A 21,962-nucleotide genomic window follows, 5' to 3' on the forward strand; every position below is an offset into this window, starting at 1 on the left:
TCCTGAAGTCCGGGTGCGTCGCGGCCCGACGCACTGCCACCGTGCCGCGCCGACGGGCGGGTTCGCGCCCGGGAGGTCCCTGGTCAGGTCCCGGGCGAATACGTGGCCGCCGGTCCCGGGGGAGTGGCGGCGGGCAGCGTCCGTCTGGCCAGACCCCACACGGTCCGGGGCCAGGCGCAGAGGAAGAGGGCGCACAGAATTGCGTAGAGCGCCGTCGCCAGCCATCCGAGCGCTCTCACACCGGTGTGGCGGCTGATGACGCTCATGCCGGTGACGACGGTGCCCGAGGAGAACGGCATGGCCCACCACGCGATCGAGAACCCGAGGCCGTTCCGGAAGGCCCAGACGAGCATGACCACACAGATCGCCGCCCAGAGCAGCGCGAAGCCCATGATCGGTACGCCGGCAGCGATCGACATGGCCTGCAGCCCGGCGTCCAACGGAGCGGGCAGCCCGGCCTTCGTGGCCTGGTCGCCGAGATTGCCCAGAGCATTGACTCCCTGCCCGAACGGCGCGATGCCGATGAACAGCATCGGTGTGGCTTGGACCGGGAGCGGGCCGTGGACGAGGAGGCGCTGCACGACGAGCGGCAGCACCACCAGCGTCATCACGAGGTTGACGCCGAACATCCCGTACAGCGTCAGCACGAACAGCGCCTTGTTCTGCCCAGCGGGCAGGTGGTCGAGCAGTGGCTGGGCAAAGGCTGCCGAGACCATCGGCCCGGTGGGCGGCAGCAGACAGGCGGGCGACTGACCGATCGTGCTCAGCTGGTGTTTGACGATCATCAGCACCGTCAGCCCCACCGAACAGACCAGGCCCACCACCGTGCCGATGACCCAGAGCGTCGCACTCACGCCGATCGCCAGGCCGGTCGGCAGGAAGGTGTGTCCGACGGAGTAGGACACGAGTCCGGTGGCGAGGAACGCCAGCGACACGCAGGCGTAGAACGGCGCGACAGCCGGATCGAGGAGATCGGCGCGCGCCTGGCCGGTGTGCAGGTACCAGTGGATGCCTCGGGCGACGACCAGCACCACGAGCTCGAGGAACGTCAGTACGGTCAGGAGCTGCCAGACCCGGAGCGCGCCGGGGAACTGGTGCGGAAGTCCGATACCCGCGCCGGGAATGATGGCGGTCCCCATGATCACGGCGTACCAGTTCGGGCCGAGCCCGCGCAGCGCGGGCAATGGCCGATTGTCGGTGCTCGCCACGTCAGAGGGCGGCGAGGGCGGCGTCGAGCAGCCGGCTGAGGTGCCCGGGGCCGCGACCAGTCTTTGTGAGGACGTTGGTTCCGATCACCGCCGCGAGGAGGGCGCCGGCGGCGTCGCGCGGTTCGGTGTCCGCCTGGAGCTCGCCGCTGACCCGGCCGCGCTCGATCGCGGCTTCGAACCTGTCCTCGATACGGCTGAACAGCTCCTTCGAGACCTCCGCGACCTCCGGCGTCGACGTACCCAGCTCGGCGACCGCGTTGACGACCAGGCAGCCGCGCTGATGCTCGCTGATCCCGGCCAGTCCGTGAACGGCTCGGCGCAGCTTGGGTCGCACGGCGCCCGGCCCGTCGAGGCCTTCGGTCAGTTCCGCCAGGCGCAGCTCGCTGTAGCGGCGCATCGCGAGCTGGAAGAGCTGATGCTTGCTCTTGAACGTGTTGTAGAGGCTGCCTTTGCCGATCCCGAGCGCGTCGACCAGGTTCTGCGGCGTCGTCGCGCCGAATCCCTGGCGCCAGAACACCTCGACGGCCTTGTCGACGACGTCGTCGGTGTCGAAGCTCATCGGCCTGCCCATACGTTCGTCCTCACGTGTTGTGTAACTGGAGGTATAAAACTAGAGAGTTCTGTACCCTGAAGTCAACAACGATTCCCGGAGGGTGCTGACGGTGGTGTCCAGGATCGGCTCCCATGTGGCCGTGGCGGGTGGGCTGGTGAAGACCGGGGTGGGGGAGGCGGACCTGATCGGCGCCGAGATCATCCAGTTCTTCGCCGGCAACCCCCGCGGCTGGGCGCGGGCAGCGGTCGACCCGGCAGCCGACGAGGCGTTCCGTACCGCCTGCAGGGAGCGAGACCTTGCCGTCGTCGTCCACGCTCCGCACCTGATCAACCTGTGCTCACCGTCCGGCCTCGTGGTGGAGCGTTCGGCCGACCTGCTCGAGGTGACCATGCGACGGGCCGCGGCGCTCGGGGCCGGTGCCGTGGTCGTTCATGCCGGTTCGCTCGTGACGGAGAGCCGCCGCGGGGAGGTGCTCGGCGGTTTGCGCGACCTCGTCCTGCCTGTCGTCGACCGCTGGGACGAGGTGCAGCTCCTGATCGAGCCGACGGCGGGTGCGGGCGCGGCGGCGGCGTCAACGTTCGAGAGCAGCATCGAGTACCTGGCTGCCCTCCACGACGAGCGCATCGGGCTGTGCCTGGACACCTGTCACCTGCATGCGGCCGGCGAGGATCTCATGGACGTCGCGGCGATGGAGAGTGTGTTGACGGCTCTGGGGCCGCAGCGGATCGGGCTCGTCCATGTCAACGACAGCCGAGATCCGGTCGGCTCGCGCCGTGATCGTCACGAATCCATCGGGCTCGGCACGATCGGCTTGACGGGTGTGGAATCCGTGCTGGCGGTGCCGTCCCTCCGTGACGTCCCGCTCCTGGTCGAAACGCCGACGCACGCGCGCGACGTCGCCTTGCTGAAAGACCTCCGCGCCGGACGTCCTTCGGTTGTCACCTACTGAGTTCGGCCAGGAATGCCGACGAAGTCCCTTCGGTTAGGCGACCAACGCGTCCATCTGCGTCGCGGCCTGCTGAAGGCCTTCGGCCATCCCGGTGGCCAGCAGCTGATCCATCTGCTCGCGGGTGTCGAATGCGGCGCGCAGCTCCATCCGGGTACCACCGGCGTACGGCGAGAGCTCGACGTGCACCGTGTTCGGTGGGAGGGCATCGTCGACCCTGCCCTCGGCATCCGCGAAGTAGTCGACGAACTCCAGCGACTTCGGTGCGTCCACCGCGGTGAACCGCCAGGTGCCGTGAAACCTGTCACCCTCCGGTCCGGTCATGTAGTAGAACACTCGGCCGCCAGGCGTCAGATCGTGGTCGATCATGGTGGCCGGATGCGTCGGCGGTCCCCACCATTTCTCCAGCTTCCGCGGGTCCGCCCACAAGTCCCAGACCTGCTCGGTCGACGCTTCGAAGTCGGCGACCAGGGTCAGGGTCAACGCGTCGAAGTCCTTGTCAACGCTCGTCACGCTCATGCTGCTCATCTCCTTCGCCGGACAGCAGATCCGACATCCGTTCGACTCGTGCACGCCAGGTGGACTCGAGTTGGTCGAGCGCGTCCCGGGCCTGCCGTACGGCGTCGATCCGGCTCCGCACGAGCTGTTCCCGCCCACGCCGTTCCTTCGACACCAGACCGGCGCGCTCCAGCACCGCAACGTGCTTCTGCACCGCGGCGAAGCTCATCGGGTACGCCGCGGCCAGGCGCGATACCGACGCCGCCTCGCCGAGACACCGTCGCACGATGTCCCGCCGCGTCGAATCCGCCAAGGCATGCAGCAACTCGTCCACATCTACAACCATTTGGTTGTACGTTAGATCGCGCCAACCACCCCGTCAAGGCGGAGTAGTGTCGGGCTGGAGTCGAGTCGGGAGATGACCGTGAACGAGACCAGGATGCCCGTTGCTTTTCTCGGCCATGGCAACCCGATGAACGCGCTGGAGACGAACCGCTACACCGAGGCCTGGCGGGTTTTCGGGGCGTCGGTGCCGCGGCCGCGCGCGATCCTGGTGATCTCCGCGCACTGGTACACCAATGCGACCGCGGTGACCGCGATGCCGCGTCCCCGCACCATCCACGACTTCTACGGATTCCCGCAGGAGTTGTTCGATGTGCAGTACCCGGCGCCCGGTGCGCCCGAGGTCGCGGAACTCGTGGCGGACGTCTGCAAGCCCCGGTGGGTGGGGCAGGACATCGACAGTTGGGGGATCGACCACGGCACCTGGTCGGTCCTGCTGCACGCCTTCCCGGACGCCTCCATCCCGGTCGTTCAGCTGTCTCTCAACGCGTTCAAGGACTTCGATCACCACCTCGAACTCGGCCGCAGGCTGAGTCCGCTGCGCGATGAGGGCGTTCTCATCGTCGGCAGTGGCAACATCGTCCACAATCTGCGCGCCGTCGATTACCGCAAGCCGGACTCGGGGTACGTCTGGGCACTCCGTTTCGACGAGGCCGCACGCGAGCTGCTCGAGGCTTCACCCTCGGAGGTGGCAGCTCTCGACGCCCATCCTGACTTCGGTCACGCAGTTCCCACCCCGGATCACTTCCTGCCGCTGCTCTACGCGGCCGGGCTCGCCGACGACGAGCCGTTCGATCTGCTCGTCGACGGACATGCCGCCGGCTCGATCTCGATGGCGGCGTACACCCTCGGGCTGGACTGTGACGCGGCCGTCGGGACGGATGCGGGCCCTGCGGCGCCACTGCCCGATGGCTTCCCCACGTCGGACAGCAACCTCTGAATCCCGTGTGATCTGAGCCATAGGCCGGTCCCGGGAATGGATCTGCCGCCAATTACGCTACATTAGATGTATCGAAAAGCTTCAGTGACCACACGCGAGAAGGGGCATGGGTATGACGATCTCGAGCGGGATGGAAACAATCCTCGTGCTGCCGGTGGGCGCGACGGCGGTGTTCCTGATGGTCAGAGTTGCCGCGCGACGGTACCGAGACAAGCCGCAGGTGTGGCGCAGTCAGGCATTCCTGGCTGGTGTCAGTTCTTCACCACGGCCGGAGCCAGAAGGCCGACGGCGCGGTCCATCCATCCCTTGCGCGGCGAGCCGAACCTGAGGACCTCTGCGAGGTAGGCGCCGACCAGTACGCCGAGAACCGTGTCGGGATCGATCGTCGGCTGCAGGCGTCCGGCCTTCATGTCGATGGTCATCAGGTCGGCGAGCGAGCTCAGTCGAGTGGCGAGTCGTGACCGCACAGCCGTCGAGAACTCGGGATCACTGTCGGCGATGATCGCCGCGGTGGCGCCCGGTCCGAGCCGGTTCTCCAGGATGTCGCTGATGCGCTCCATGACCCATCGCAGCTTCTCGCCGACGGGAAGGTCAGGCGCCAGGGGTGCCGGGTCGATGAGGTGCTCCAGGATCGCGTGCATCAGTTCGTCCCGGCTGCGGTAGCGGCGATAGATCGTCGTCCGGGCGACACCGGAGAGGGTCGCGACGGAGTCGATGTTCACCGCGGCCGGCCCCTTCAGGCGGAGCAGTTCGCGCGCCGCCTCGAAGATGCGCTGGTCGGTCGACTCGAGCCGGGGCCGGCCGCGGCCGCTCGTGGTGGGTGGCATGGGCCCAGTCTGCCCAGAACAGACGTGCGGCGATATGCGCTACAGATTATGTATCGAAAATGTTAGGAGGAGGTCACATGAGTACGTCGACGTTCGATGCGATCGACCTGGTGCTGCTGATCATCGTCGGGGTGGCAGCACCCCTGATCTGCCTCGGAGGTATCGGGCTCGCCCATCGGGCGCAGGAGCGGGCCTCGGCCAGGACGCGCTCGAAGCGTACGAACCACGTCTAGGAGGATCGCAATGGAGAAGATCGTTGTCGGCGTCGACGGCAGCAAGGGTGCTCGACAAGCACTCGAATGGGCGGTCGCCGAGGCAAGAGCGCGTGGCGCAGGTCTTGTCGTCGTCCACGCCTGGCAGCAACCCACGGCGGCGCTGATGTCGCCGTATGCTCCGCTGCTCGCCGATCCTGCGAGTCTCGTGGAGACGGCACACAAGACGATGACCGACAGCCTGGCGACGGTGGATCTCACCGGACTGGCCCGCGAGCCCGAACGACGGATCGTCCAGGGTCCCGCCGCGCCCGCTCTGCTCGCAGCCGCGCGGGACGCGACGTTGCTGGTCGTCGGCTCGCGAGGGCGGGGCGGATTCGCCGGGCTGCTGCTCGGCTCAGTCAGCCAGCAGGTCGCCCATGAGTCCACTGTCCCGGTGGTCATCATCCCGCCGGCAGCCCGGTCCAACAGCCGGCCGGACGGCTGACAATGGCCACCGCACAGACTGTTGCCCTGGACAAGCGTCAGCTATCGGAACATGAGCTGGCTGAACTGAAACTCAGGCTGCAGGAACACCGCATCTTCCGCCGGAATCAACCGCGGGACTTGTTTGCCTCGCGCAACTTGAATGAGTTCCAGGAGAGTTGCACCGCGGCGCGGATCGAGGTCCAGGCCCACTTGGCCGCCGGCGCGCTGAGGGTACTGAACGACGTCGAAGCTGCCTTGGCCCGAATGGCCACGGGCGAGTACCGGCTATTTACGCTACATAGCATGTAGCGATGATGAAGCCGGAGCTGACGTGAAGGAAGGAATTGTGAGCATGAAGGCATGGGGTGGCAGTGACATCGTTCTGTTGATGCTGCTCGGGGTGATGGTGGTCATCATCACGATCCGAGTTGCCGCACGGGAGTACCGGCTCAATCAGGAAGCGTTGGCCAAGCAGACGCGGGACCCCATTCGGCGTTCCGCCTCTGGTGGCCCTACGCGTCGCTCTCGAGGCGAACGCAGCAGTAGCCCGGGGTCGGCCGAAGGTGGGCTTGCAGGCCGGTGATGCCGAGGCCTGAGACGAGACCTTCGAGGAGGCAGAGGTTCATCTCGCAGACCAGGTCGGTGTGCTGTCGGGCGAGAGTGTGGAACGGGCAGTTGCCGAGGACGATCGCGTCCCGCTGACTGCGCGGTTCGAATCCTTGCTCCTCGAGCAGACGCATGAGTGCGCGTGAGCTGGTCGGGTCGGATGTGTCGCCGACGGCGGCGGCAAGGTCGATGCCGAACTGGCGGGCGCGACGGTCGAGGGCAGCCCGTGGGGTTTCGCCAGAGGCCTCGACGTCCTCGAGGGCAGTTGCGAGGAGGCTGCCGGCCAGGTCGTAGCGGCGCTCGGGCAGGGAGACGCCGATGTACTCGCTGGAGCGTCGGTACAGCTTCGAAGGTCGTCCTGCTCCCGGGCCGGTGCGGCCGGTGCGGCGCTCGAAGACGACCTCGAGCAGCCCCTCCTCGGCCAGCTTGTCGAGGTGGAAGGCAGCCGTCGAGCGAGGGATCTCCAGCGCGGCGGCCGCCTCGTCCCGCGTCACCGGATCGGCCTGGCGTACGACGTGGTCGTACAGCAGGCGCCGCGTCGGTTCTTCCAACGCTGCGACCGCCGAGATCCGGGCGTCCCTGGAGTCGTTCACCCGACCCACTCTAAAGCCAAGTCCCATTGACGAAAACGGTGGCCCCTTCTAAAGTCAAAATACGTCTACTTTAGAAGGAGTCGATCATGAGCACTGAGGGGCGCACAGCCCGCACCACCGGCCGTGAGTCGCTGTCGGATCCGGCGTACCAAGCCTTCCTGGCCCTGCGAACCGTCTTCACGGTGGCGCCGGTCGTCTTCGGCCTGGACAAGTTCGCCAACCTGCTGACCGACTGGCCGAACTACCTGGCCCCCTGGATCAACGACCTCGTCCCCGGCTCCGGCCAGGACGCGATGTACCTCGTCGGGGTGATCGAGATCGTCGCCGGCATCGCCGTCGCCGTCATCCCGCGCTACGGCGCCCTGCTCGTCGCGGCCTGGCTCGCCGGCATCATCCTCAACCTGCTGACCCTCTCAGGCTTCTACGACGTCGCCCTGCGCGACTTCGGCCTCCTGGTCGCCGCCGTCGCACTGGCCCGTCTCGCCACTCGGTATGCGCCGGCCCGGCACGGTTCTTCGTCCACGACGAGCTCTGGTACGTCGAGCACGAGGTAGACCCGGTCGACCGCGTCAGTGCGTCTTCTGCAGAAGTGCTGCCAGGACGGCGGCTTGGCTGTGCTCCCTGTCCTTGGTTGCGGTCAGCAACGTCACGGTCGACTTCGCGGCCAAGGCACGCAGGTGATCAAGGGCTGCTCGCGGACCGGGTGTCGCGAGTGAGGCTCTCCGACAGGGTTGCGCGGCGCGGAGGTTATGGCAGTTCCTTCAGCTCCGGAAGCCGGTTCCGTGCTGCGATCCGGCGACCGGGCCGGCTCCGGGATAGCGCGGACCGTGCACGGTCGGGGTGGACTACGGCCACCGGACAGGCGGCGTGCTGGAGAACGGCCTGGCTGACCGACCCGAGGAGCATGCCGGCGAAGCCTCCGTGGCCGCGGGAACCGACGACGACCAGGCCGGCCGCGTCGGATGCGTCGATCAACGCCTGCGCGGGATGGCCGTGCACGACCTTCATCTCCAGATCGACGCGGGGATCGAGGACTCGCTTGCTTTCCATCGCCGCGGCGAACAGTTGTTCCTCGACCTGTTCGACGACGTGTGGCGGGACGCGCAGCGAGGACTGCGGCCGGGTCGGCGGTACGGCGTGGACGGTCAGGAGACCGACGCGCCGTCGTACCGCCTCGTGGTACGCGAACCGGATCGCCGCGGCGGAGACATCGGAGCCGTCGACGCCGACCACGATCCGGCCGGTCCGATACGCCGGGAACGCCGTACCGTCGCGATGCGGACGGACGACGACGACCGGGCATCGGGCGTGCGCGGCCACGGCGGTGCTCACCGAGCCGACCAGCAAGCCGCGGAAGCCGCCGATTCCGCGGCTGCCCAGAACCAGCAGTTCCGCGTCGTGTGCTTGGCTCAACAGTGTCGGCGCGGCGCCGGCGACGAACAGCTCACGAGTGATCTTGATGTCGGGTGCCAGGTAGCGCGCGGAGGATTCTGACTCGGCCAGGACCCAGTCGGCCACCGATCGGAGGTCGACGGTCAGATCCCTGATCGGGATCATGTCGGGTGCGCTGCTGAGGAGCGGGACAGTGAAGGTGTGGATGATGCGTAGCGGGCAGCGCCGGGCGGACGCCGTCATGGCGGCCCAGGCCAATGCGCCCTGTGCGGAGACCGAGCCGTCGACACCGACCACGACGGCGCGGCCGCGGGTGTGAGCAACAGTTGTCATCGTCATGTTCGCCGCTCCGCTCCGGTTCTGGATGTCCTGCGGTCTCGAATGTGCCGTTTCCGCGGCGCGACGGGTACGGCCGTGATCGGCGAACCTGTGACCAGCCTTATGGCCGACGTCCGGCAACGATGCTCTACTGGACGGCACCGCGCCCCGGCAACGGTTTCCGCCGGGGGAAGGGAGCGAGATGAGCGGTTCCGGTGGAGTGCGATGGCCGGGGTCCGGCACGGACAACAGCGCGGACGAGGCCTGGCTGACGGCGATCGCGGAGGCGGCCGCGGGCGACTCGCAGGCGCCGCTGGAGCTGCTGGTCGAGTACCTCACGCTGCTCGCCGACGCCGCCATCTCCGGGCGGCGGCCGCGCGACCACGAGCTGGCGATCGTCCGTGAACTCGGCCGGCGTGCCGCCGAGCAGGGCATTCCGGCCGGGCGGGTCGTCGACCTCTACCTCTCGGCGGCCTGGCGGATGTGGCGCGACCTGCCCGACGTCGTGCCGTACCGCGACCGCGACACGGTGCGAGCCTCGGCCCAGACCGTATTGCGTGTCGTCGGTGAGGCGATCGCGGTCCTCGTCGACAGCTACCAGGTCGCAACCCAGCACCTGATCCGGCAGGAGGAGGCGCTGCGCCGCGAACTGGTCGACGACCTGCTGCGCGGCGACGCCGACGTATCCCGGATCGTCGAGCGTGCCGAGCCGTTCGGGCTCGATCTCGGCCGGCCCCACCAGGTAGTGCTCGCCGTTCCCGCAGACGGTCTGGCCGAGGGCGACACCGCGACCGCCATGCTCGAGCGGTTCATCCTCGACCGCTTCGGCGACCGCGAAGTCCTGGTCGCGACCAAGGACGGCCTTCTGGTCGTGCTCATTCCCGCGACGACCGCGACGACGGCGATGGCTGTCCCGCGGACCGGTACCAAGGGCGTCGGGGCGCCGATCCACGACGCGCTGGTCCGGCACCGGGCAGGGCGGGCGTGGCGGGTTGCGACCGGTCGCGCCTATCCGGGCGCCTATGGCATCGCCCGCTCGTACGAGGAGGCTCGTGAGGCGCTGACCCTCAGCGAACGGCTGCAGCTCGACGCGGCTGTTGTGGACGCGCGTGACATGCTCGTGTACCGGGTGCTGGTCCGTGACCAGGCAGCGATCGTCGATCTCATCAACGCCGTACTCGTCCCGGTGACCCGCGCGCGAGGGGGCGCTGAACCGTTGCTGCAGACCCTCGAGACCTACTTCGCGACCGGCGAGGTGGCCACCGAGGCTGCTCGGCGCCTCAACGTGTCGGTCCGCACCGTTACTTATCGGCTGGCCAAGGTCAGGGAGCTCACCGGCCAGGACCCAGGTGATCCGGCGCAGCGGTTCACCCTGCACATCGCCGTACTCGGCGCCCGGCTTCTCGACTGGCCGGCGAGCGACCTTCCGTCGAACGCCCCGCGCACCTAGGCCCTGGGCCCTCGATCGGATCTGGTTGCCGGGCGTCGGCGACCTGGGCGGCTCCAGGTTCGCCGGTCGCTGCCGTACAGATTCCGGCCGGGGAGCGGCAGAGTCGTAGCTGCACGATCAGCTCGAATGCGGTCAGGAGGTCTCCTGTGAACTCGTCATCCGCTGTCCTGCAGCAGGCCGTGGTCGAGGCCGGAAGGGTGAGTCCGCGATGAGGATCTACCGTGCCGGTTGGCTGGTCGTGTGCGGCAGCATCGGCGTACTCGGGCTGATCGTGGCGTTCACCTGGTCGCTGGCCGTGATCATGACGATCTTCGTGTGCGCGGTCCTCAGCGGTTGGGCCGTCGCGTTGGTTGCCCTGAACCCTGAAGACGGCACACGGCTTCCCCGAAACCTCCGGCGAATCGTTGCCCGCAGCGCCATCCTCACGGGTGCCGGAGTCGTCGCCTTCATCGGTCTGGGCACATTGCTCGGAGCTCCGGCCGCGGTGCTCCTGGTGGCGACAACGGCGGGCGGATCGCCGTACGTCACCACGCGCTGTGTTCACTGGCTCCGCGAGCATGGTCATCTTTCTGAACCCGCAGCGCGTCCTCCGCTACCGGATTCCGCTCAGCATCCTCGCGAGCCCGCCCCGCTGCGGATCACACCGGTCGATGCCGAGTGGCGGTTGGAACCCGGCGGAGCTGGCGTCCCTCAGCGACGAGGCGCTCTGTCTGGCCTGGCGAGGCAGCTACTCGGCACTCCAACGTGCCGAGTCACCAGCGCAACGACTGAGGGTCATCGAGGAGCGACGGGGCTATCTGGACGAGATCGAGCGCCGCAACGCTCCGGGGATGGCAGCCTGGTTTGCATCGGGCCCCAGGGCAGCGGGGGATCCCAGCAGGTTCGTTCTCGGGGACAGCGCCACCAGCAGCGCCCGCATCGACTGGAACGATCTCCTCCACGACACAGACCAGTGAATCTGTTCCTGGCCAACCGAGCCCACCTGCCGACCGCGGGCTCGCGGCGCGACGGCGCGGCTGAGTTCCGGCATCCCTGCCGATCACCGGCAACACGGCCGTTCGGTCACGGTTCGAGGAGGCCGGCTCGGATGGCGTAGCGGGTGAGGTCGAGGCGGTCGCGGAGGCCGAGTTTCTGGAGCATGTTCGAGCGGTGGCGCTCGACGGTCTTGATGCTGATCGTCAGGATCTCGGCGATCTCCTTCGATGAGTTGCCCTCGGCCACCAGTTTGAGAACCTCCTCTTCGCGGGCGGTGAGGATCTGGGCGGGCAGATCGATGCCTTGCCGGACGCGGTCCAGGTAGCTGCGGACGAGCCTGGTGACAGCGCCCGCGTACAGGAACGGTTCGCCGCGCATCGCGGCGCGGCATGCCTCGATGAGATCACGGTCCAGGACGGACTTGAGCACGTAGCCCGATGCCCCGGCCTTGAGAGCCTGGAAGAAGTACTGCTCGTTGTCGTACATCGTCAGCATCAGCACGCGCACGTCCGGCCGAACCGCCGCGAGTTCCCTGGCGGCTTGCAGCCCGGTCATGCGAGGCATCGCGATGTCGAGGATCGCCAGATCGATCGGCTGGCTGCGGGCCACCGCGACCGCCTCGTGTCCGTCGGAGACCTCCGCCACGACCTTCAGATCGGGCTCGGCGTCCAGGATCAGGCGTACACCGCGGCGTACCAGCGCGTGGTCGTCGGCCAGCAGGATCCGTGTCGGTTCCGGTGTCACGCTGCGCCTCCAGGCCTGGTCACCGTCAGTGTGACCTCGGTGCCTCCTGACTGTCCGCCGGCGATCACGAGGTTCGCGCCGATGAGCAGCGCCCGCTCACGCATCCCGCGTATCCCGGCGCCCTCGTGCGCGAAGCCGATGCCACGGCCGTCGTCCTTGATCCGCAGTACGACGTGACCGTCGCGCGTGTCCAAGGTCAGAGCGACCGTGGACGCGGCGGCGTGCCGGGCGACGTTGGTGAGACCTTCCTGCGTGACGCGATAGAGCACGAGCTCCGTCTGGTCGTCCATCGCCGGCAGGTTGTTGCCGAACTGGTGGGTGATCCGCAGGCCGGTGTGGTCGGAGATCTCTGTCGCCAGAGCCGTCAGCGCACTGACCAGGCCGAGATCGTCCAAAACGCCGGGCCGCAGCCGGCGCGCCAGGCGACGTACCTCGTCGAGGCTTTCACGGGTGGTTTCCTGTGCCTGGGTGAGCTCGTCCCGCAGGGCTTGGTCGTCGGCAAGATCAGCAGCCCGCTTCAGGTCGAGGAGCACGGCGGTCATGCTCTGCCCGACTTCGTCGTGCAGTTCCCGGGCCACCCTTCGGCGCTCGGACTCCTGGGCGGACAACGCCCGCGCGGCACTCGTCGCCCGCTCGGCCTCCAGACGATCGAGCATGGCGTTGAAGGCGCGAAGGAGGTTGGCGACCCCGCCATGGCCGTGGACCGCCAACCGGTCCTCCGGACGCAGCAGGTCGACCGTCGACATCTGACGGCTCAGGCGCACGAGCGGCGCGAGGCCGATGCGCAGCAGGGCCGCATTCGCGACGAGCATCACGACCAGTCCGCCGATCAGGACGACGGCTTCGGTGAAGAGCACCGGGACCGACACGGTCACGGGAGCCCACAGCAGCAACGCCGTAGCCGCCCCGAGAACCACGGCGTTGAGGGCGAAGATCCGCCAGAACAACGACATCGCCGGCATCCCTTCCTCGAGTGCGACACCGTCCATTGTCCCGGGTGTCGCCGATCGGTGCGCCGAGTACGTCTCGTCGAAGGTGCGATGTACCGCCGTCCTGCCCACCTGTCCAGCATGGGCGGCGTACCCGGACGTGTCCATCGGGACTGACCCCCATGTGCGCGCGGCCCGCGAAAGATGGGTGCTGGTCCCGATTGGCCGGCGACGTTCCACGGGCGACTCTGGGGCCATGACGACACACCGGATCACCACCCGGGCGGAGGATGCCGACGAGCGTCGGATGCACGAGCCTCTGCGCCGGTTGCAGCGGGAGCGCAACACCCGGCTGGCACAGCTCACGGCTATGGAGGCCGACCGGCCGAACGCCAACGAGGAACTGATGACGGCGCAGACGAAGGCGATCCGCCTGGTCCTCGGCGAGATCGACGCCGCGGTGGAGCGTGCCAAGAACGGCTCGTACGGAGACTGTCAGGACTGCAAGGTCCGGATCCCGGTCGAACGACTCGAGATCCTGCCGTACGTGCGGTACTGCGTGCGCTGCCAGCAGCTCGCCCTCGATGCGGGCAGCTGAGAGGAAACGAGCGCCATGGCGGGACGAGTCGCATCAGTTGTCAACGCCGGAATTGCCGGACGTGACCTTGCGGTGCTGCGGTCGAGCCTGCTCGAACAGCGTGCGTTTCGCCGTGAGCAGTTGCGGCGGATCCGCCAGGCGCCGCCTCCCGGAAGTCCGGCGCGACTCCGCTCCGCATTGGTCGAGGTGCAGGACTGCCTTGCCACGGGAGCGAGGATCGTTCTGGCTGATGTGGAGGCCGCACTCGCCCGGATGGAGACCGGGCACTACGGACGGTGCTGCCACTGCCGCGAAGCCGTCGGCCTCGCGCGTTTGCGCATCTGCCCGCAGACGTTGTATTGCGCAGAATGCCACCGCCTGCGGGAACAGGGATGATGCGAGCCGAGCGGACGACGAGCATGATGCGACGCCGAGGCTTGGGGTCGGGCGGACCACCGCTCTACGCCGTCGCGGTGGACCTCGGCAGCGCCCGCGTGAAGCTGTGGGCCCCGGACCGGCGCGGTCCGGTCGAGGTTCGGACGGCCGAGGGTGACCGGACCGTGCTCGTACGTCGTGGCGCGATCGTCGACGTGGCGGCGATCGCGTCCTTGCTCGACGGTTTGGTCCCGGTTCGCGCCCACCGGGACTCCGTCGTCATGGTGACGACACCGGTCGGTAGCGGCGACGCCCATCGCCGCGATCTGCTGGAGATCCTCGGTCCGCGGCGCTTGCTGACCATCGATGGTGTGAAAGCGGCCGCGCTCGGCGCACGAGCCGATCTCACGAGGGCGCTGCTGGTCGTCGACATGGGAGCACAGCTGACGGAGGTGGCTCTCATCGAGGCGGGCCAGGTCAGCCGTGGACACCGTACGGCGTTGGGGCTCGACGATCTGGGGTCCGGCGTGTCACCCGCGGATCTGGTCCGGGCGATCGCGACCGCGACGATCCCGATGCTCGACGACGACTGCGGACCACAGGTGGTCGACGCCCTCGACCGCGGGATCCTGCTTACCGGCGGCGGCGCCCTTCGTCCCGAGCTCATCTACAAACTCGCACAACAGCTCGGCGCGAAGGTCAGACCCGCACCGGCGCCGATCACCGCCGCCGTCCGCGGCGCGGTCCTCGCGCTGCAAGCGACGTGCCGTCACCCCGGCTCGATGAACCGGTGAGAAGTTCCCGGTCCAGGCGAACGCCAACAGGACCTCAGGCGGGTCGGAACGGGACCTAAGGTCCTGGGGACGGGGTGGTGGACCGACCTAGCCTCAACGGTATGTGCGAACACTGTGGCTGCCGTGAGATCGAACCGATCGCCCGATTGATGGACGAGCACCTGGAGATGCTCGAGCTGTCGGGGCAGATCAGGCGCTCGCTGCTGGCCGGCGACCGGACGACCGCAGCGGGGGCGCTCGCCCTGCTCGGTGCGCGGCTCGTCCCGCATGCGCGGCGCGAGGAGCGTGGTGTGTTCGCGGCGCTCGAGGAGCAGGGCGACTTCGCCGACGAGGTACGACGGCTCGAGGCCGACCACCGCGCCTTCGACGAGATCTTCGACCAACTCGACGCCGCCGCGCCGGACTTCGAGCAGCGCGTCAAAGCTCTGCTCGCCGATCTCTCGCTGCACATCGATCGCGAGAACCTCGGGATCTTCCCGGTCAGCGTCGTCACGCTGGGCGCGGAGGGCTGGGAGACAGTCGAGCGCGCCCACGCCGAGACGGACGAAACAGCGACGCCGGCGCACTGAAACCGGGTCGAGCGGCCTCGGCCCGGTTCCGGTGTCTACCGCGGCTGGTCAGTGGGCTTGAATGCGAGGCGCCACACGTCGGGGCCCTGGGCGACGTACTCCACCGAGAATCTCCCGGGCGCGCGCTGTTCGAGTTGGGCGAGCAGCGGCAGCGGGTCGTGTGACGCGGTCAGGACGAGGCAACTTCCGGGGCGAAGGGCGTCGAGGGCGCCGAAGATCGCCCCGTGCCGAACGGCGTGCGGAATAGCGCTGCTGTCGAGCTCCAGAACTGGACCGTCGCCGTCACCGCAGGCGCAAGCGTGGTTGCTCTCGTCTGCCGGTGCGTTGGGACCCGGGTGCGAATGAGCCTCGCCGCCGATCAGTTCGTGCATCCCCGCGAGCAGTTGCGCGACCGACACGTCCGGAGCCGCCAGCAGGATCGGGAGGACCTGCTCGTTCTCCTTGGCCAGGTGCGCACCGAACAACACGCTGAGCGCACGGGCCAGTTCGGCGGCTCTGAGGGCGTCTGTGGTGGTGGCCAAGATATCGACCAGGCCGACGATCACCTGGTGCTCGGCCACCATCGCTTCGACGAGAAGACGCAGGTCTTCGCGTTGGGCTGCCTCGGCGTACAGAGTTCGTTCCTCGGCCAGAGCATGCGGCACCAGCTCGGTGCGGCACCACTCGACCAGGCCGAGGCGAGCCGTGTCGGCAGCCTGCCACCGGCGGGCGGCCGCGGCTGCGGACAGCGCCTCCACCTGTCGCACGAGCGCGCCGGCCAACTCGGAGTGATGCCGCTCGACGGCTTCGCCGGCGTGCACCTCTGCCTCGCTCGACGCAATGGTCACGTCGTTCATGTTCGACCTCCTCAAGCCCCACTGATTACCGAATTTATACTATAGTTAGCTCCGTGGAAAATAGGCAGCCTTCTGATGCCGAGTGGGGCCCGCGCAGCGCCGCGCGGTGGCCCCGGCGGGTGTCGCCGGCGCGGGCCGCCGTGCTCGACCTGCTGAAGGGTCAGACCGAACCGCTCAGCCAGGCGGCGTTGGTCGAGGTGAGCGGACTGCACGCAAACACCGTTCGGGAGCACCTCGACGGCCTGCGCAGGCGAGGCCTGGTCCGTCGGCTGCGCGCGGAATCGTCGGGCCGCGGGCGACCGGCGTGGCTGTACGAGGCGACCGACAACGAGTCCACGGCTTCGGAGTACGGCGGATTGGCCGCCGCACTCGCGGCAGCCATCACCCATACCAGCGAACGGCCCGCGGAGATCGCGGCAGCAGCAGGTGAGGAGTGGGGCCACGAGTTGGCCAGGGATCGTGGTGCCGTGCCGGCCGTGCCGACAACAGCGCGCCGGCATGTGATCGGCCTGCTGGACGAGCTCGGTTTCGAGCCCGAAGCCGGCGGCTCCCCGGACCAGGTGCGGCTCACCGAATGCCCGCTGCTCGAGGCCGCCCACCGTTATCCCGAGGTGGTGTGCGCGGTGCACCTGGGCATCGTGCGCGGTGCCCTCGAGGAGTACGGCGCCGATCCCACCGGCGCCCGGCTGGTGCCGTTCGCCGAGCCCGGTGCGTGCAGGCTCGTGGTACCGCCCATCGAGGAGCCGGGCGCATGAACCGGCGCTCCGGCCGCGGGTTCTGGCCGTTGCGCGACCTTCCCGTGGTCTTCTGGCTGTTCGCCACGGTGGTCGTTGCGTTGCTGCATCCGATGGTGCCGGCGCCGCGGTGGCTGCTCATCCATCTGGTGCTGCTCGGCGCGGTCAGCCACTCGATCCTCGTGTGGAGTCGTCATTTCGCCGACGCGTTGCTGCGCGCGCCGACCGGACCGGTCGAGCGCCGAGAGCAGAGCCTGAGGCTGTTGCTCTTGAATGTCGGTGTTCTCTGCGTCGTCACGGGGGTCGTGGCTGACCACTGGTTCGTCACGGTGGCCGGGGCCGCCGCCGTGATCGTGGCCGTCGGATGGCACGGAACGCGCCTGGTGATGCAGTTGCGTACGGCGCTGCCGGGGCGGTTCGCGGTGACGGTTCGGTACTACGTCGCGGCCGCGGCATTGCTGCCTGTCGGCGTCACGATCGGTGTCGTGCTGGCGAGAGTGCAGGCCGATCCGTGGCACGTGCGATTGCTGGTCGCGCACGCGTCGATCAACCTGATGGGCTGGATCGGGCTGACTGCCCTCGGCACGCTGGTGACGTTGTGGCCGACGATCTTGCGGACGAGGATCGCGTCAGGCGCCGAGAGCTCCGCGCGTCGCGCACTCCCGGTGCTGTTGGTCGCTGTGCTGTCGGCGGCCGCTGGTGCCTTGATCGATGTGCGGCTGCTCACGATCGCCGGTTATCTGCTGTACCTCGCAGGCGTGGGCCTGCTGGCGAGAGCATTCGTGACGGCGGCTCGCTCGCGCCCACCGCGAGACTTCTCGGCGTACTCCGTGGCCGCGGCGCTCGTCTGGTTCGTCGGTTGCCTGGCGGCCCTCGTTGTCGCGTTGAGTACGGCGAGCACCTGGAGCCAGGTCGACGCGCGCTTCACCTGGTTCACGCCGCTGCTCGCGGCCGGGTTCGGCGCACAGCTGCTGATCGGGGCCCTCGCGTACTTGATTCCGGTGGCCCTGGGCGGTGGTCCGAGCGCGGTTCGGGCGGCAAGCGTGATGCTCGATCGCGCGGGTGGACTGCGGGCGGTCGCGGCGAACGGCGCTCTTGTCGTCTGCGCGTTCCCGGTTCCGGCAGCTGTCCGGGTGATGTGTGCCGGTGTCGTGCTGGCGGCCTTCGCGTCATTTCTTCCGCTGCTCGTGCTCGCCATCCGGGCCTCCCGCAGGGTCAAGCGTGGTGGCGCGGGACCGAGACCGGTGCCAGATCGTCCGAACCGCCTGCGACGGGCAAGCGTCATGGGATTGGCCGTCGTGATGACTGCCGTGGCTGCCGGAGTGATCGTCGGCCAGGTCGATGCCGGCGCGTTTCGTGGGGAATCGGCGGCGGCCGGTGTGGCAGCTACCGGCCGGACCACAGTCGCCAAGGTCACGGCGTCCGACATGCGATTCCATCCGGCCACTATCAGTGTTCCGGCAGGCGACCGTCTCGTCATCGAACTCACCAACGCCGACACCGAGGACGTCCACGACCTTGTCCTCGACAACGGCCAGGACAGCGGGCGACTTCGGCCGGGAGCGTCCGCGCGAATGGACGTCGGCACAGTCGGTCGTGACGTCGCCGGCTGGTGCTCGGTGATCGGTCACCGGCAGATGGGTATGACGCTGTCGATCGTCGCCGTCGGCGGTGAATCCGCGGCGGCGTCCGGTGATGCTACTGCCCATCACCACCCCGCCATCGATCTCGCCAAGTCACCCGCTGCCGGGTTCACTGCCTACGACCCACACCTTCCTGCACTCGAGCCGGGCCGCGTCCACCGCCGTACCTTGCATATCCGCGAGGTTGAACGTGAGGTCGCGCCGGGCGTGACGCAGAAGCTCTGGACGTACGACGGTTCGGTGCCAGGACCGACCCTGCACGGCCGGGTCGGAGACCAGTTCGAGATCACCCTGGTCAACGAGTCCGAGATGGGTCACTCGATCGACTTCCACGCCGGATCGCGCGCTCCTGACCAGGTGATGCGGACGATTCCACCGGGGGGCCGCCTGGTCTACCGATTCGCCGCCACCCGCGCGGGTATCTGGATGTACCACTGCTCCACGATGCCGATGTCCGCCCACATCGCCAACGGGCTGTTCGGCGCGGTCGTCATCGACCCGCCAGATCTCGCGCCGGTCGACCAGAGCTACGTGCTGCTGCAATCCGAGCTCTATCTCGGCGCCAACGGCGGTGAAGTCGACACGGACAAACTCCTGGCCGAACGTCCCGACCTCGTGGTCTTCAACGGATATGCCAACCAGTACGACCAGCAGCCGCTTCGGGCGCGGGTAGCTGAACGTGTCCGGGTGTGGGTGCTCGACGCCGGTCCCAATCGCACCACCGCGTTCCACGTGGTCGGCAGTCAATTCGACACCACATACCTCGAGGGTGCCTGGACCCTGCGCAACGCCGCGACAGGAGGCAGCCAGTCGCTTGCGCTGGCCCCCAGCCAGGGCGGTTTCGTCGAACTGACCTTCACCGAACCGGGCCGCTATCCCTTCGTCTCCCACCAGATGATCGACGCCGAGCGCGGCGCCCACGGCACCTTCACCGTCACCCGGTGAGCGAGAGAAGATGATCGGATCGTTTCCTACGGAGGGGGTCGTCGTAGAGATGAGTGAGCGCGTGATCCGGATCGAGCCGTACGATCCTGCTTGGCGAGAACGCTTCGGCGAGCTTGGGGAGCGGCTGCGAGGCGCGCTGGGGGAGGTCGCCCTGCGCATCGACCACATCGGGTCGACTGCGGTGCCTGAACTGGCGGCGAAGCCGGTGATCGACATCCAGATCTCGGTGGCGGCACTCGAGCCGGTCGGGCCGTTCCGCCGACCGCTGGAACGGCTGGGATTCGTTTACCGCCCGGGAAACGGCGAGCGGACGAAACGGTACTTCCGGGAATCACCGGGCGAGCGGCGTACGCACATTCATGTCCGCAAAGCAGGCAGCTTCTCTGAGCAGTTCCCGTTGTTGCTGCGGGACTACCTGCGCGAGCATCCTGAAGAGCTCACTCAGTACGAGCAACTGAAACTCGGGCTGGCCGAAAAGTATGGAGGCGACCGCGCCGGCTACACCGACGCAAAGGCGCCCTGGTTCTGGCAGACGATTCGGCGCGCGGACGCCTGGGCCCAGCGAACTGGTTGGGAGGTCGGCCCGAGCGACGCCTGAGCGTACCTACTGAGCTGCGCCTCGGCGGGACGAGTTGACCGCGACGATGCCGAACGTCAGCGCGGCGAGGCCCAGCACGCCGATGACCGCGGCGACGATCAGGAACCCTCTCAGCATCGCGCTGAACGCCTCGCCGTCGCCACCGCCCCCGAGGAGAAACAGGCCGAACGGGAGCACCAGCACGAGCAGCGCCAAGCCCAGCAGAATCACCCCAGCGATGACCCCCGCGACCCCGCCCCGCCGACGCGCATCAGATGCTCCTGATTGTTGCCTCGGGCCAACGTTCCACGTACTCATGGGCCCTGACAATAGCCGAACCCATTGGAGCGGGCAGCAGGCTGCGGCTCGCTCGCCAGGGGGACCAGCTTGCCAGCCTGAGGAGGACGTAACGGGTAGGGCCGTCTGGGCGATGTGGTGGGCGGGGGGAGTTGAAGTATGGAACCAGATGTGGGCCGAGAGGTTCTGACGTTACGTGGGCGAGGTCCCGGTCACGCTGTGATTGGCGTGCTGTTCTCGCAGCCGGGTCTGCTGCGGTCTCGTGGTCGGCTTGGGCGGTTGATGGGTGTTGCGCCGCTGACCGAGCAGGGGATGGCTTGGTACCGGGGTGCGTTGGCGGAGATCGCGGTTGGGCGGATGTTGTCGAAGCTTGGGCCGCGGTGGGTGGTCATGCATGCGGTACCGGTCGGGCGCCGTGGTTCTGACATCGACCACCTGGTCGTCGGGTCGTCCGGCGTGTTCACCGTGAACACGAAGAACCACTCCGGCCAGCGGGTCTGGGTCATGGATCGCCATGTCATGGTTGCCGGGCACCGCTGTGATCACGTCCGGAACAGCGAGTTCGAGGCGAGCCGGGTGGCCAAGCTGCTCGGCGAGATTCTCGGGTGGCCGGTGCCGGTCCGAGGGGTCGTCGCGGTGCTGGATCCGGAACGGCTGGTCGTCAAGCAGCGGCCTCCGGGCGTTGAGGTGCTGGACGCTCGGAAGCTGGTGCGCTGGCTGAAGCGGAAGGAGTTCCTCGACCCTGGGCAGGTGGCGCAGATCGAGTCGATCATCGGACTCCGAACGACCTGGCAACAGGGGCCGGAAACCCTGATGGACCTGGATCGGCGCGAGGAGTTCGAGCAACTCCGGCGCACAGTGACTCACGCCAGGCGCCGACGGATGGCTTGGGCAGTCGGCGGGCTGGGAGTGCTTGTCGTCGGGGCATTGCTGATGTTGGTGTGAACGGAGGATCGGTTCGTTGTAATTGTGTGGACAGCGGACTAGACGAGTGCGATGGTGGCGAGAGTTGTCGCGCCGGCGGGTTGTTCGTTGTGGCTGGGGTCTTCTGTGCTGAGCGAAAGGAGTTGCTGCGATGAGTTGTTCCAGGCAACAAGCTTCCGTTTCCATCGCTCAGCGTGCGTTCGAAGGACGCGCCGGATTCACAGGAGTTGGTACCCACGTTCACCCCAGTCGGGCGGGTTGTCGGAGTCGCGGCCGGTACGGCGCTGCTGACGACCGCTTGTGCATCGTCGTCTGACAACGAACCGCACACCTACACCAGCGGTGACCAGCGCCGCTATGCCGCGAGTCCTGATCCGTTTCCGGGACGAGCTGTCGGTGTGCCTGACACCGTCGTTCACATTCCTGCGGAAGAGACCGTCCTGACGATCCGGTCGGGGGCCGGTGACAGCCGGGCGCCGGTCGCTCTCCCCGCAGCTCCGGAGCTCGTGCTGTACGCGCGGTGCAGCGGAGGTCGGGTCGGGCTCAAGGGAGAGTTCGGCGCGGACGTACAGATTCCTTGCGGGCTTGTGCAGATCCGCCAGCAGGTCGTGGGCGGTGACCTGATCAGCGTGGTCGGTGATCCGTCGGCGCGCTGGACCTTCGTGGTGACGCGCCGGCACGGATGACCGA

The 21,962-nt window shown here is 68.0% G+C and carries 26 protein-coding genes and 1 pseudogene; 15 read left to right on the forward strand and 12 right to left on the reverse strand.

All coding sequences use genetic code 11. From position 1 onward, the window contains the following. Positions 1 to 83: 83 nt before the first annotated feature. Together AB0I12_RS01320 and AB0I12_RS01325 are read right to left on the reverse strand one after the other, a co-directional pair. Positions 84 to 1,184, reverse strand: coding sequence for a hypothetical protein (locus AB0I12_RS01320; RefSeq protein ID WP_359922866.1), 1,101 nt, complete (start codon positions 1,182 to 1,184; stop codon positions 84 to 86). A 25-nt stretch (positions 1,185 to 1,209) separates the two neighbouring features. Continuing rightward, entirely contained in the window at positions 1,210 to 1,779 is a 570-nt protein-coding gene (locus tag AB0I12_RS01325) for a TetR/AcrR family transcriptional regulator (protein ID WP_359922868.1), read from the reverse strand. 91 nt (positions 1,780 to 1,870) lie between these two features. Between AB0I12_RS01325 and AB0I12_RS01330 the strand changes: the two genes are divergently transcribed. After that, a complete protein-coding gene (locus AB0I12_RS01330; RefSeq protein WP_359922870.1) occupies positions 1,871 to 2,710 on the forward strand; it encodes a deoxyribonuclease IV in 840 nt (279 codons plus the stop codon). A 33-nt stretch (positions 2,711 to 2,743) separates the two neighbouring features. Here the strand turns inward: AB0I12_RS01330 and AB0I12_RS01335 are convergent, their stop codons facing one another. After that, positions 2,744 to 3,226 carry an SRPBCC domain-containing protein gene (locus AB0I12_RS01335; protein ID WP_359922872.1) on the reverse strand — a complete coding sequence of 161 codons (483 nt, stop codon included), beginning with the start codon at positions 3,224 to 3,226 and terminating at the stop codon, positions 2,744 to 2,746. Continuing rightward, positions 3,207 to 3,551 carry a metalloregulator ArsR/SmtB family transcription factor gene (locus tag AB0I12_RS01340; protein ID WP_359922874.1) on the reverse strand — a complete coding sequence of 115 codons (345 nt, stop codon included), beginning with the start codon at positions 3,549 to 3,551 and terminating at the stop codon, positions 3,207 to 3,209. Before AB0I12_RS01340 ends, AB0I12_RS01335 begins: the two co-directional genes overlap by 20 nt. Positions 3,552 to 3,623: 72 nt before the next feature. Between AB0I12_RS01340 and ygiD the strand changes: the two genes are divergently transcribed. Next, positions 3,624 to 4,487 carry a 4,5-DOPA dioxygenase extradiol gene (ygiD, locus tag AB0I12_RS01345; RefSeq protein ID WP_359922877.1) on the forward strand — a complete coding sequence of 288 codons (864 nt, stop codon included), beginning with the start codon at positions 3,624 to 3,626 and terminating at the stop codon, positions 4,485 to 4,487. Positions 4,488 to 4,738: 251 nt separating this feature from the next. On the opposite strand, the gene AB0I12_RS01350 is transcribed toward ygiD, so the two are convergent. After that, positions 4,739 to 5,314, reverse strand: a complete 576-nt coding sequence (locus AB0I12_RS01350) for a helix-turn-helix domain-containing protein (protein ID WP_359922880.1) — start codon at positions 5,312 to 5,314, stop codon at positions 4,739 to 4,741. 77 nt (positions 5,315 to 5,391) lie between these two features. Here AB0I12_RS01350 and AB0I12_RS01355 point away from each other — a divergent pair, with 77 nt between their 5' ends. From AB0I12_RS01355 to AB0I12_RS01365, 3 genes are read left to right on the forward strand one after another with little or no spacing between them, the layout of a single operon-like run. Continuing rightward, positions 5,392 to 5,547: a hypothetical protein gene (locus AB0I12_RS01355; RefSeq protein ID WP_359922882.1), complete on the forward strand. Its 156-nt coding sequence runs from the start codon at positions 5,392 to 5,394 to the stop codon at positions 5,545 to 5,547. A 10-nt stretch (positions 5,548 to 5,557) separates the two neighbouring features. Then, entirely contained in the window at positions 5,558 to 6,013 is a 456-nt protein-coding gene (locus tag AB0I12_RS01360) for a universal stress protein (RefSeq protein WP_359922885.1), read from the forward strand. A 2-nt stretch (positions 6,014 to 6,015) separates the two neighbouring features. Further along, positions 6,016 to 6,303, forward strand: a complete 288-nt coding sequence (locus AB0I12_RS01365; protein ID WP_359922887.1) for a hypothetical protein — start codon at positions 6,016 to 6,018, stop codon at positions 6,301 to 6,303. 203 nt (positions 6,304 to 6,506) lie between these two features. Here the strand turns inward: AB0I12_RS01365 and AB0I12_RS01370 are convergent, their stop codons facing one another. After that, on the reverse strand, positions 6,507 to 7,193 hold the full coding sequence (locus AB0I12_RS01370) for a helix-turn-helix domain-containing protein (RefSeq protein ID WP_359922890.1): 687 nt from the start codon (positions 7,191 to 7,193) through the stop codon (positions 6,507 to 6,509). 86 nt (positions 7,194 to 7,279) lie between these two features. Between AB0I12_RS01370 and AB0I12_RS01375 the strand changes: the two genes are divergently transcribed. Continuing rightward, positions 7,280 to 7,747 carry a hypothetical protein gene (locus AB0I12_RS01375; protein ID WP_359922893.1) on the forward strand — a complete coding sequence of 156 codons (468 nt, stop codon included), beginning with the start codon at positions 7,280 to 7,282 and terminating at the stop codon, positions 7,745 to 7,747. Positions 7,748 to 7,762: 15 nt separating this feature from the next. Here AB0I12_RS01375 and AB0I12_RS01380 read toward each other — a convergent pair. Beyond that, positions 7,763 to 7,900, reverse strand: a pseudogene (locus tag AB0I12_RS01380) (DUF488 family protein); the annotation flags it as partial. Positions 7,901 to 7,940: 40 nt separating this feature from the next. Next, positions 7,941 to 8,924 (reverse strand): universal stress protein, encoded by a 984-nt coding sequence (locus tag AB0I12_RS01385; protein ID WP_359922895.1) that lies wholly within the window; start codon positions 8,922 to 8,924, stop codon positions 7,941 to 7,943. A 181-nt stretch (positions 8,925 to 9,105) separates the two neighbouring features. Between AB0I12_RS01385 and AB0I12_RS01390 the strand changes: the two genes are divergently transcribed. Continuing rightward, a complete protein-coding gene (locus AB0I12_RS01390; protein WP_359922897.1) occupies positions 9,106 to 10,353 on the forward strand; it encodes a helix-turn-helix domain-containing protein in 1,248 nt (415 codons plus the stop codon). A gap of 1,062 nt (positions 10,354 to 11,415) precedes the next feature. Here AB0I12_RS01390 and AB0I12_RS01395 read toward each other — a convergent pair. Then, on the reverse strand, positions 11,416 to 12,072 hold the full coding sequence (locus AB0I12_RS01395; RefSeq protein ID WP_359922900.1) for a response regulator transcription factor: 657 nt from the start codon (positions 12,070 to 12,072) through the stop codon (positions 11,416 to 11,418). Continuing rightward, on the reverse strand, positions 12,069 to 13,133 hold the full coding sequence (locus tag AB0I12_RS01400; protein ID WP_359922902.1) for a sensor histidine kinase: 1,065 nt from the start codon (positions 13,131 to 13,133) through the stop codon (positions 12,069 to 12,071). The genes AB0I12_RS01395 and AB0I12_RS01400 overlap by 4 nt, the downstream gene beginning before the upstream one ends. 124 nt (positions 13,134 to 13,257) lie before the next feature. Between AB0I12_RS01400 and AB0I12_RS01405 the strand changes: the two genes are divergently transcribed. The 3 genes from AB0I12_RS01405 to AB0I12_RS01415 all read left to right on the forward strand — a co-directional run bounded on the left by AB0I12_RS01405 (position 13,258) and on the right by AB0I12_RS01415 (position 15,316). Then, positions 13,258 to 13,599 (forward strand): TraR/DksA C4-type zinc finger protein, encoded by a 342-nt coding sequence (locus tag AB0I12_RS01405; RefSeq protein ID WP_359922905.1) that lies wholly within the window; start codon positions 13,258 to 13,260, stop codon positions 13,597 to 13,599. 398 nt (positions 13,600 to 13,997) lie between these two features. Then, on the forward strand, positions 13,998 to 14,747 hold the full coding sequence (locus tag AB0I12_RS01410; protein ID WP_359922908.1) for a rod shape-determining protein: 750 nt from the start codon (positions 13,998 to 14,000) through the stop codon (positions 14,745 to 14,747). Between the two features lie 101 nt (positions 14,748 to 14,848). Then, entirely contained in the window at positions 14,849 to 15,316 is a 468-nt protein-coding gene (locus tag AB0I12_RS01415; RefSeq protein WP_359922911.1) for a hemerythrin domain-containing protein, read from the forward strand. Between the two features lie 35 nt (positions 15,317 to 15,351). On the opposite strand, the gene AB0I12_RS01420 is transcribed toward AB0I12_RS01415, so the two are convergent. Continuing rightward, positions 15,352 to 16,152, reverse strand: a complete 801-nt coding sequence (locus tag AB0I12_RS01420; protein ID WP_359922914.1) for a DUF2249 domain-containing protein — start codon at positions 16,150 to 16,152, stop codon at positions 15,352 to 15,354. Positions 16,153 to 16,205: 53 nt separating this feature from the next. Between AB0I12_RS01420 and AB0I12_RS01425 the strand changes: the two genes are divergently transcribed. From AB0I12_RS01425 to AB0I12_RS01435, 3 genes are read left to right on the forward strand one after another with little or no spacing between them, the layout of a single operon-like run. After that, positions 16,206 to 16,907: a helix-turn-helix domain-containing protein gene (locus tag AB0I12_RS01425; RefSeq protein ID WP_359922917.1), complete on the forward strand. Its 702-nt coding sequence runs from the start codon at positions 16,206 to 16,208 to the stop codon at positions 16,905 to 16,907. Continuing rightward, positions 16,904 to 19,474: a multicopper oxidase domain-containing protein gene (locus tag AB0I12_RS01430; RefSeq protein ID WP_359922920.1), complete on the forward strand. Its 2,571-nt coding sequence runs from the start codon at positions 16,904 to 16,906 to the stop codon at positions 19,472 to 19,474. The genes AB0I12_RS01425 and AB0I12_RS01430 overlap by 4 nt, the downstream gene beginning before the upstream one ends. A gap of 49 nt (positions 19,475 to 19,523) precedes the next feature. Continuing rightward, positions 19,524 to 20,072, forward strand: a complete 549-nt coding sequence (locus AB0I12_RS01435) for a GrpB family protein (RefSeq protein ID WP_359922922.1) — start codon at positions 19,524 to 19,526, stop codon at positions 20,070 to 20,072. A 6-nt stretch (positions 20,073 to 20,078) separates the two neighbouring features. On the opposite strand, the gene AB0I12_RS01440 is transcribed toward AB0I12_RS01435, so the two are convergent. Further along, positions 20,079 to 20,282 carry a hypothetical protein gene (locus tag AB0I12_RS01440; RefSeq protein WP_359922925.1) on the reverse strand — a complete coding sequence of 68 codons (204 nt, stop codon included), beginning with the start codon at positions 20,280 to 20,282 and terminating at the stop codon, positions 20,079 to 20,081. 378 nt (positions 20,283 to 20,660) lie between these two features. Here AB0I12_RS01440 and AB0I12_RS01445 point away from each other — a divergent pair, with 378 nt between their 5' ends. Then, a complete protein-coding gene (locus AB0I12_RS01445) occupies positions 20,661 to 21,293 on the forward strand; it encodes a nuclease-related domain-containing protein (RefSeq protein ID WP_359922928.1) in 633 nt (210 codons plus the stop codon). 377 nt (positions 21,294 to 21,670) lie between these two features. Continuing rightward, positions 21,671 to 21,958, forward strand: a complete 288-nt coding sequence (locus AB0I12_RS01450; RefSeq protein WP_359922931.1) for a hypothetical protein — start codon at positions 21,671 to 21,673, stop codon at positions 21,956 to 21,958. The last annotated feature ends 4 nt before the right edge of the window (positions 21,959 to 21,962 follow it).

The sequence above is a fragment of the Kribbella sp. NPDC050459 genome, assembly GCF_040655315.1.
Lineage (GTDB): Bacteria > Actinomycetota > Actinomycetes > Propionibacteriales > Kribbellaceae > Kribbella.

What these genes read in the sequence shown, in the direction of transcription:
- AB0I12_RS01325 (WP_359922868.1), bottom strand. Translation starts at nt 1,779, where the DNA reads ATGGGCAGGCCGATGAGCTTCGACACCGACGACGTCGTCGACAAGGCC.
- AB0I12_RS01335 (WP_359922872.1), bottom strand. Translation starts at nt 3,226, where the DNA reads ATGAGCGTGACGAGCGTTGACAAGGACTTCGACGCGTTGACCCTGACC.
- AB0I12_RS01340 (WP_359922874.1), bottom strand. Translation starts at nt 3,551, where the DNA reads ATGGTTGTAGATGTGGACGAGTTGCTGCATGCCTTGGCGGATTCGACG.
- ygiD (WP_359922877.1), top strand. Translation starts at nt 3,624, where the DNA reads ATGACCGTGAACGAGACCAGGATGCCCGTTGCTTTTCTCGGCCATGGC.
- AB0I12_RS01350 (WP_359922880.1), bottom strand. Translation starts at nt 5,314, where the DNA reads ATGCCACCCACCACGAGCGGCCGCGGCCGGCCCCGGCTCGAGTCGACC.
- AB0I12_RS01355 (WP_359922882.1), top strand. Translation starts at nt 5,392, where the DNA reads ATGAGTACGTCGACGTTCGATGCGATCGACCTGGTGCTGCTGATCATC.
- AB0I12_RS01360 (WP_359922885.1), top strand. Translation starts at nt 5,558, where the DNA reads ATGGAGAAGATCGTTGTCGGCGTCGACGGCAGCAAGGGTGCTCGACAA.
- AB0I12_RS01365 (WP_359922887.1), top strand. Translation starts at nt 6,016, where the DNA reads ATGGCCACCGCACAGACTGTTGCCCTGGACAAGCGTCAGCTATCGGAA.
- AB0I12_RS01375 (WP_359922893.1), top strand. Translation starts at nt 7,280, where the DNA reads ATGAGCACTGAGGGGCGCACAGCCCGCACCACCGGCCGTGAGTCGCTG.
- AB0I12_RS01385 (WP_359922895.1), bottom strand. Translation starts at nt 8,924, where the DNA reads ATGACGATGACAACTGTTGCTCACACCCGCGGCCGCGCCGTCGTGGTC.
- AB0I12_RS01390 (WP_359922897.1), top strand. Translation starts at nt 9,106, where the DNA reads ATGAGCGGTTCCGGTGGAGTGCGATGGCCGGGGTCCGGCACGGACAAC.
- AB0I12_RS01405 (WP_359922905.1), top strand. Translation starts at nt 13,258, where the DNA reads ATGACGACACACCGGATCACCACCCGGGCGGAGGATGCCGACGAGCGT.
- AB0I12_RS01410 (WP_359922908.1), top strand. Translation starts at nt 13,998, where the DNA reads ATGATGCGACGCCGAGGCTTGGGGTCGGGCGGACCACCGCTCTACGCC.
- AB0I12_RS01415 (WP_359922911.1), top strand. Translation starts at nt 14,849, where the DNA reads ATGTGCGAACACTGTGGCTGCCGTGAGATCGAACCGATCGCCCGATTG.
- AB0I12_RS01420 (WP_359922914.1), bottom strand. Translation starts at nt 16,152, where the DNA reads ATGAACGACGTGACCATTGCGTCGAGCGAGGCAGAGGTGCACGCCGGC.
- AB0I12_RS01430 (WP_359922920.1), top strand. Translation starts at nt 16,904, where the DNA reads ATGAACCGGCGCTCCGGCCGCGGGTTCTGGCCGTTGCGCGACCTTCCC.
- AB0I12_RS01435 (WP_359922922.1), top strand. Translation starts at nt 19,524, where the DNA reads ATGAGTGAGCGCGTGATCCGGATCGAGCCGTACGATCCTGCTTGGCGA.
- AB0I12_RS01445 (WP_359922928.1), top strand. Translation starts at nt 20,661, where the DNA reads ATGGCTTGGTACCGGGGTGCGTTGGCGGAGATCGCGGTTGGGCGGATG.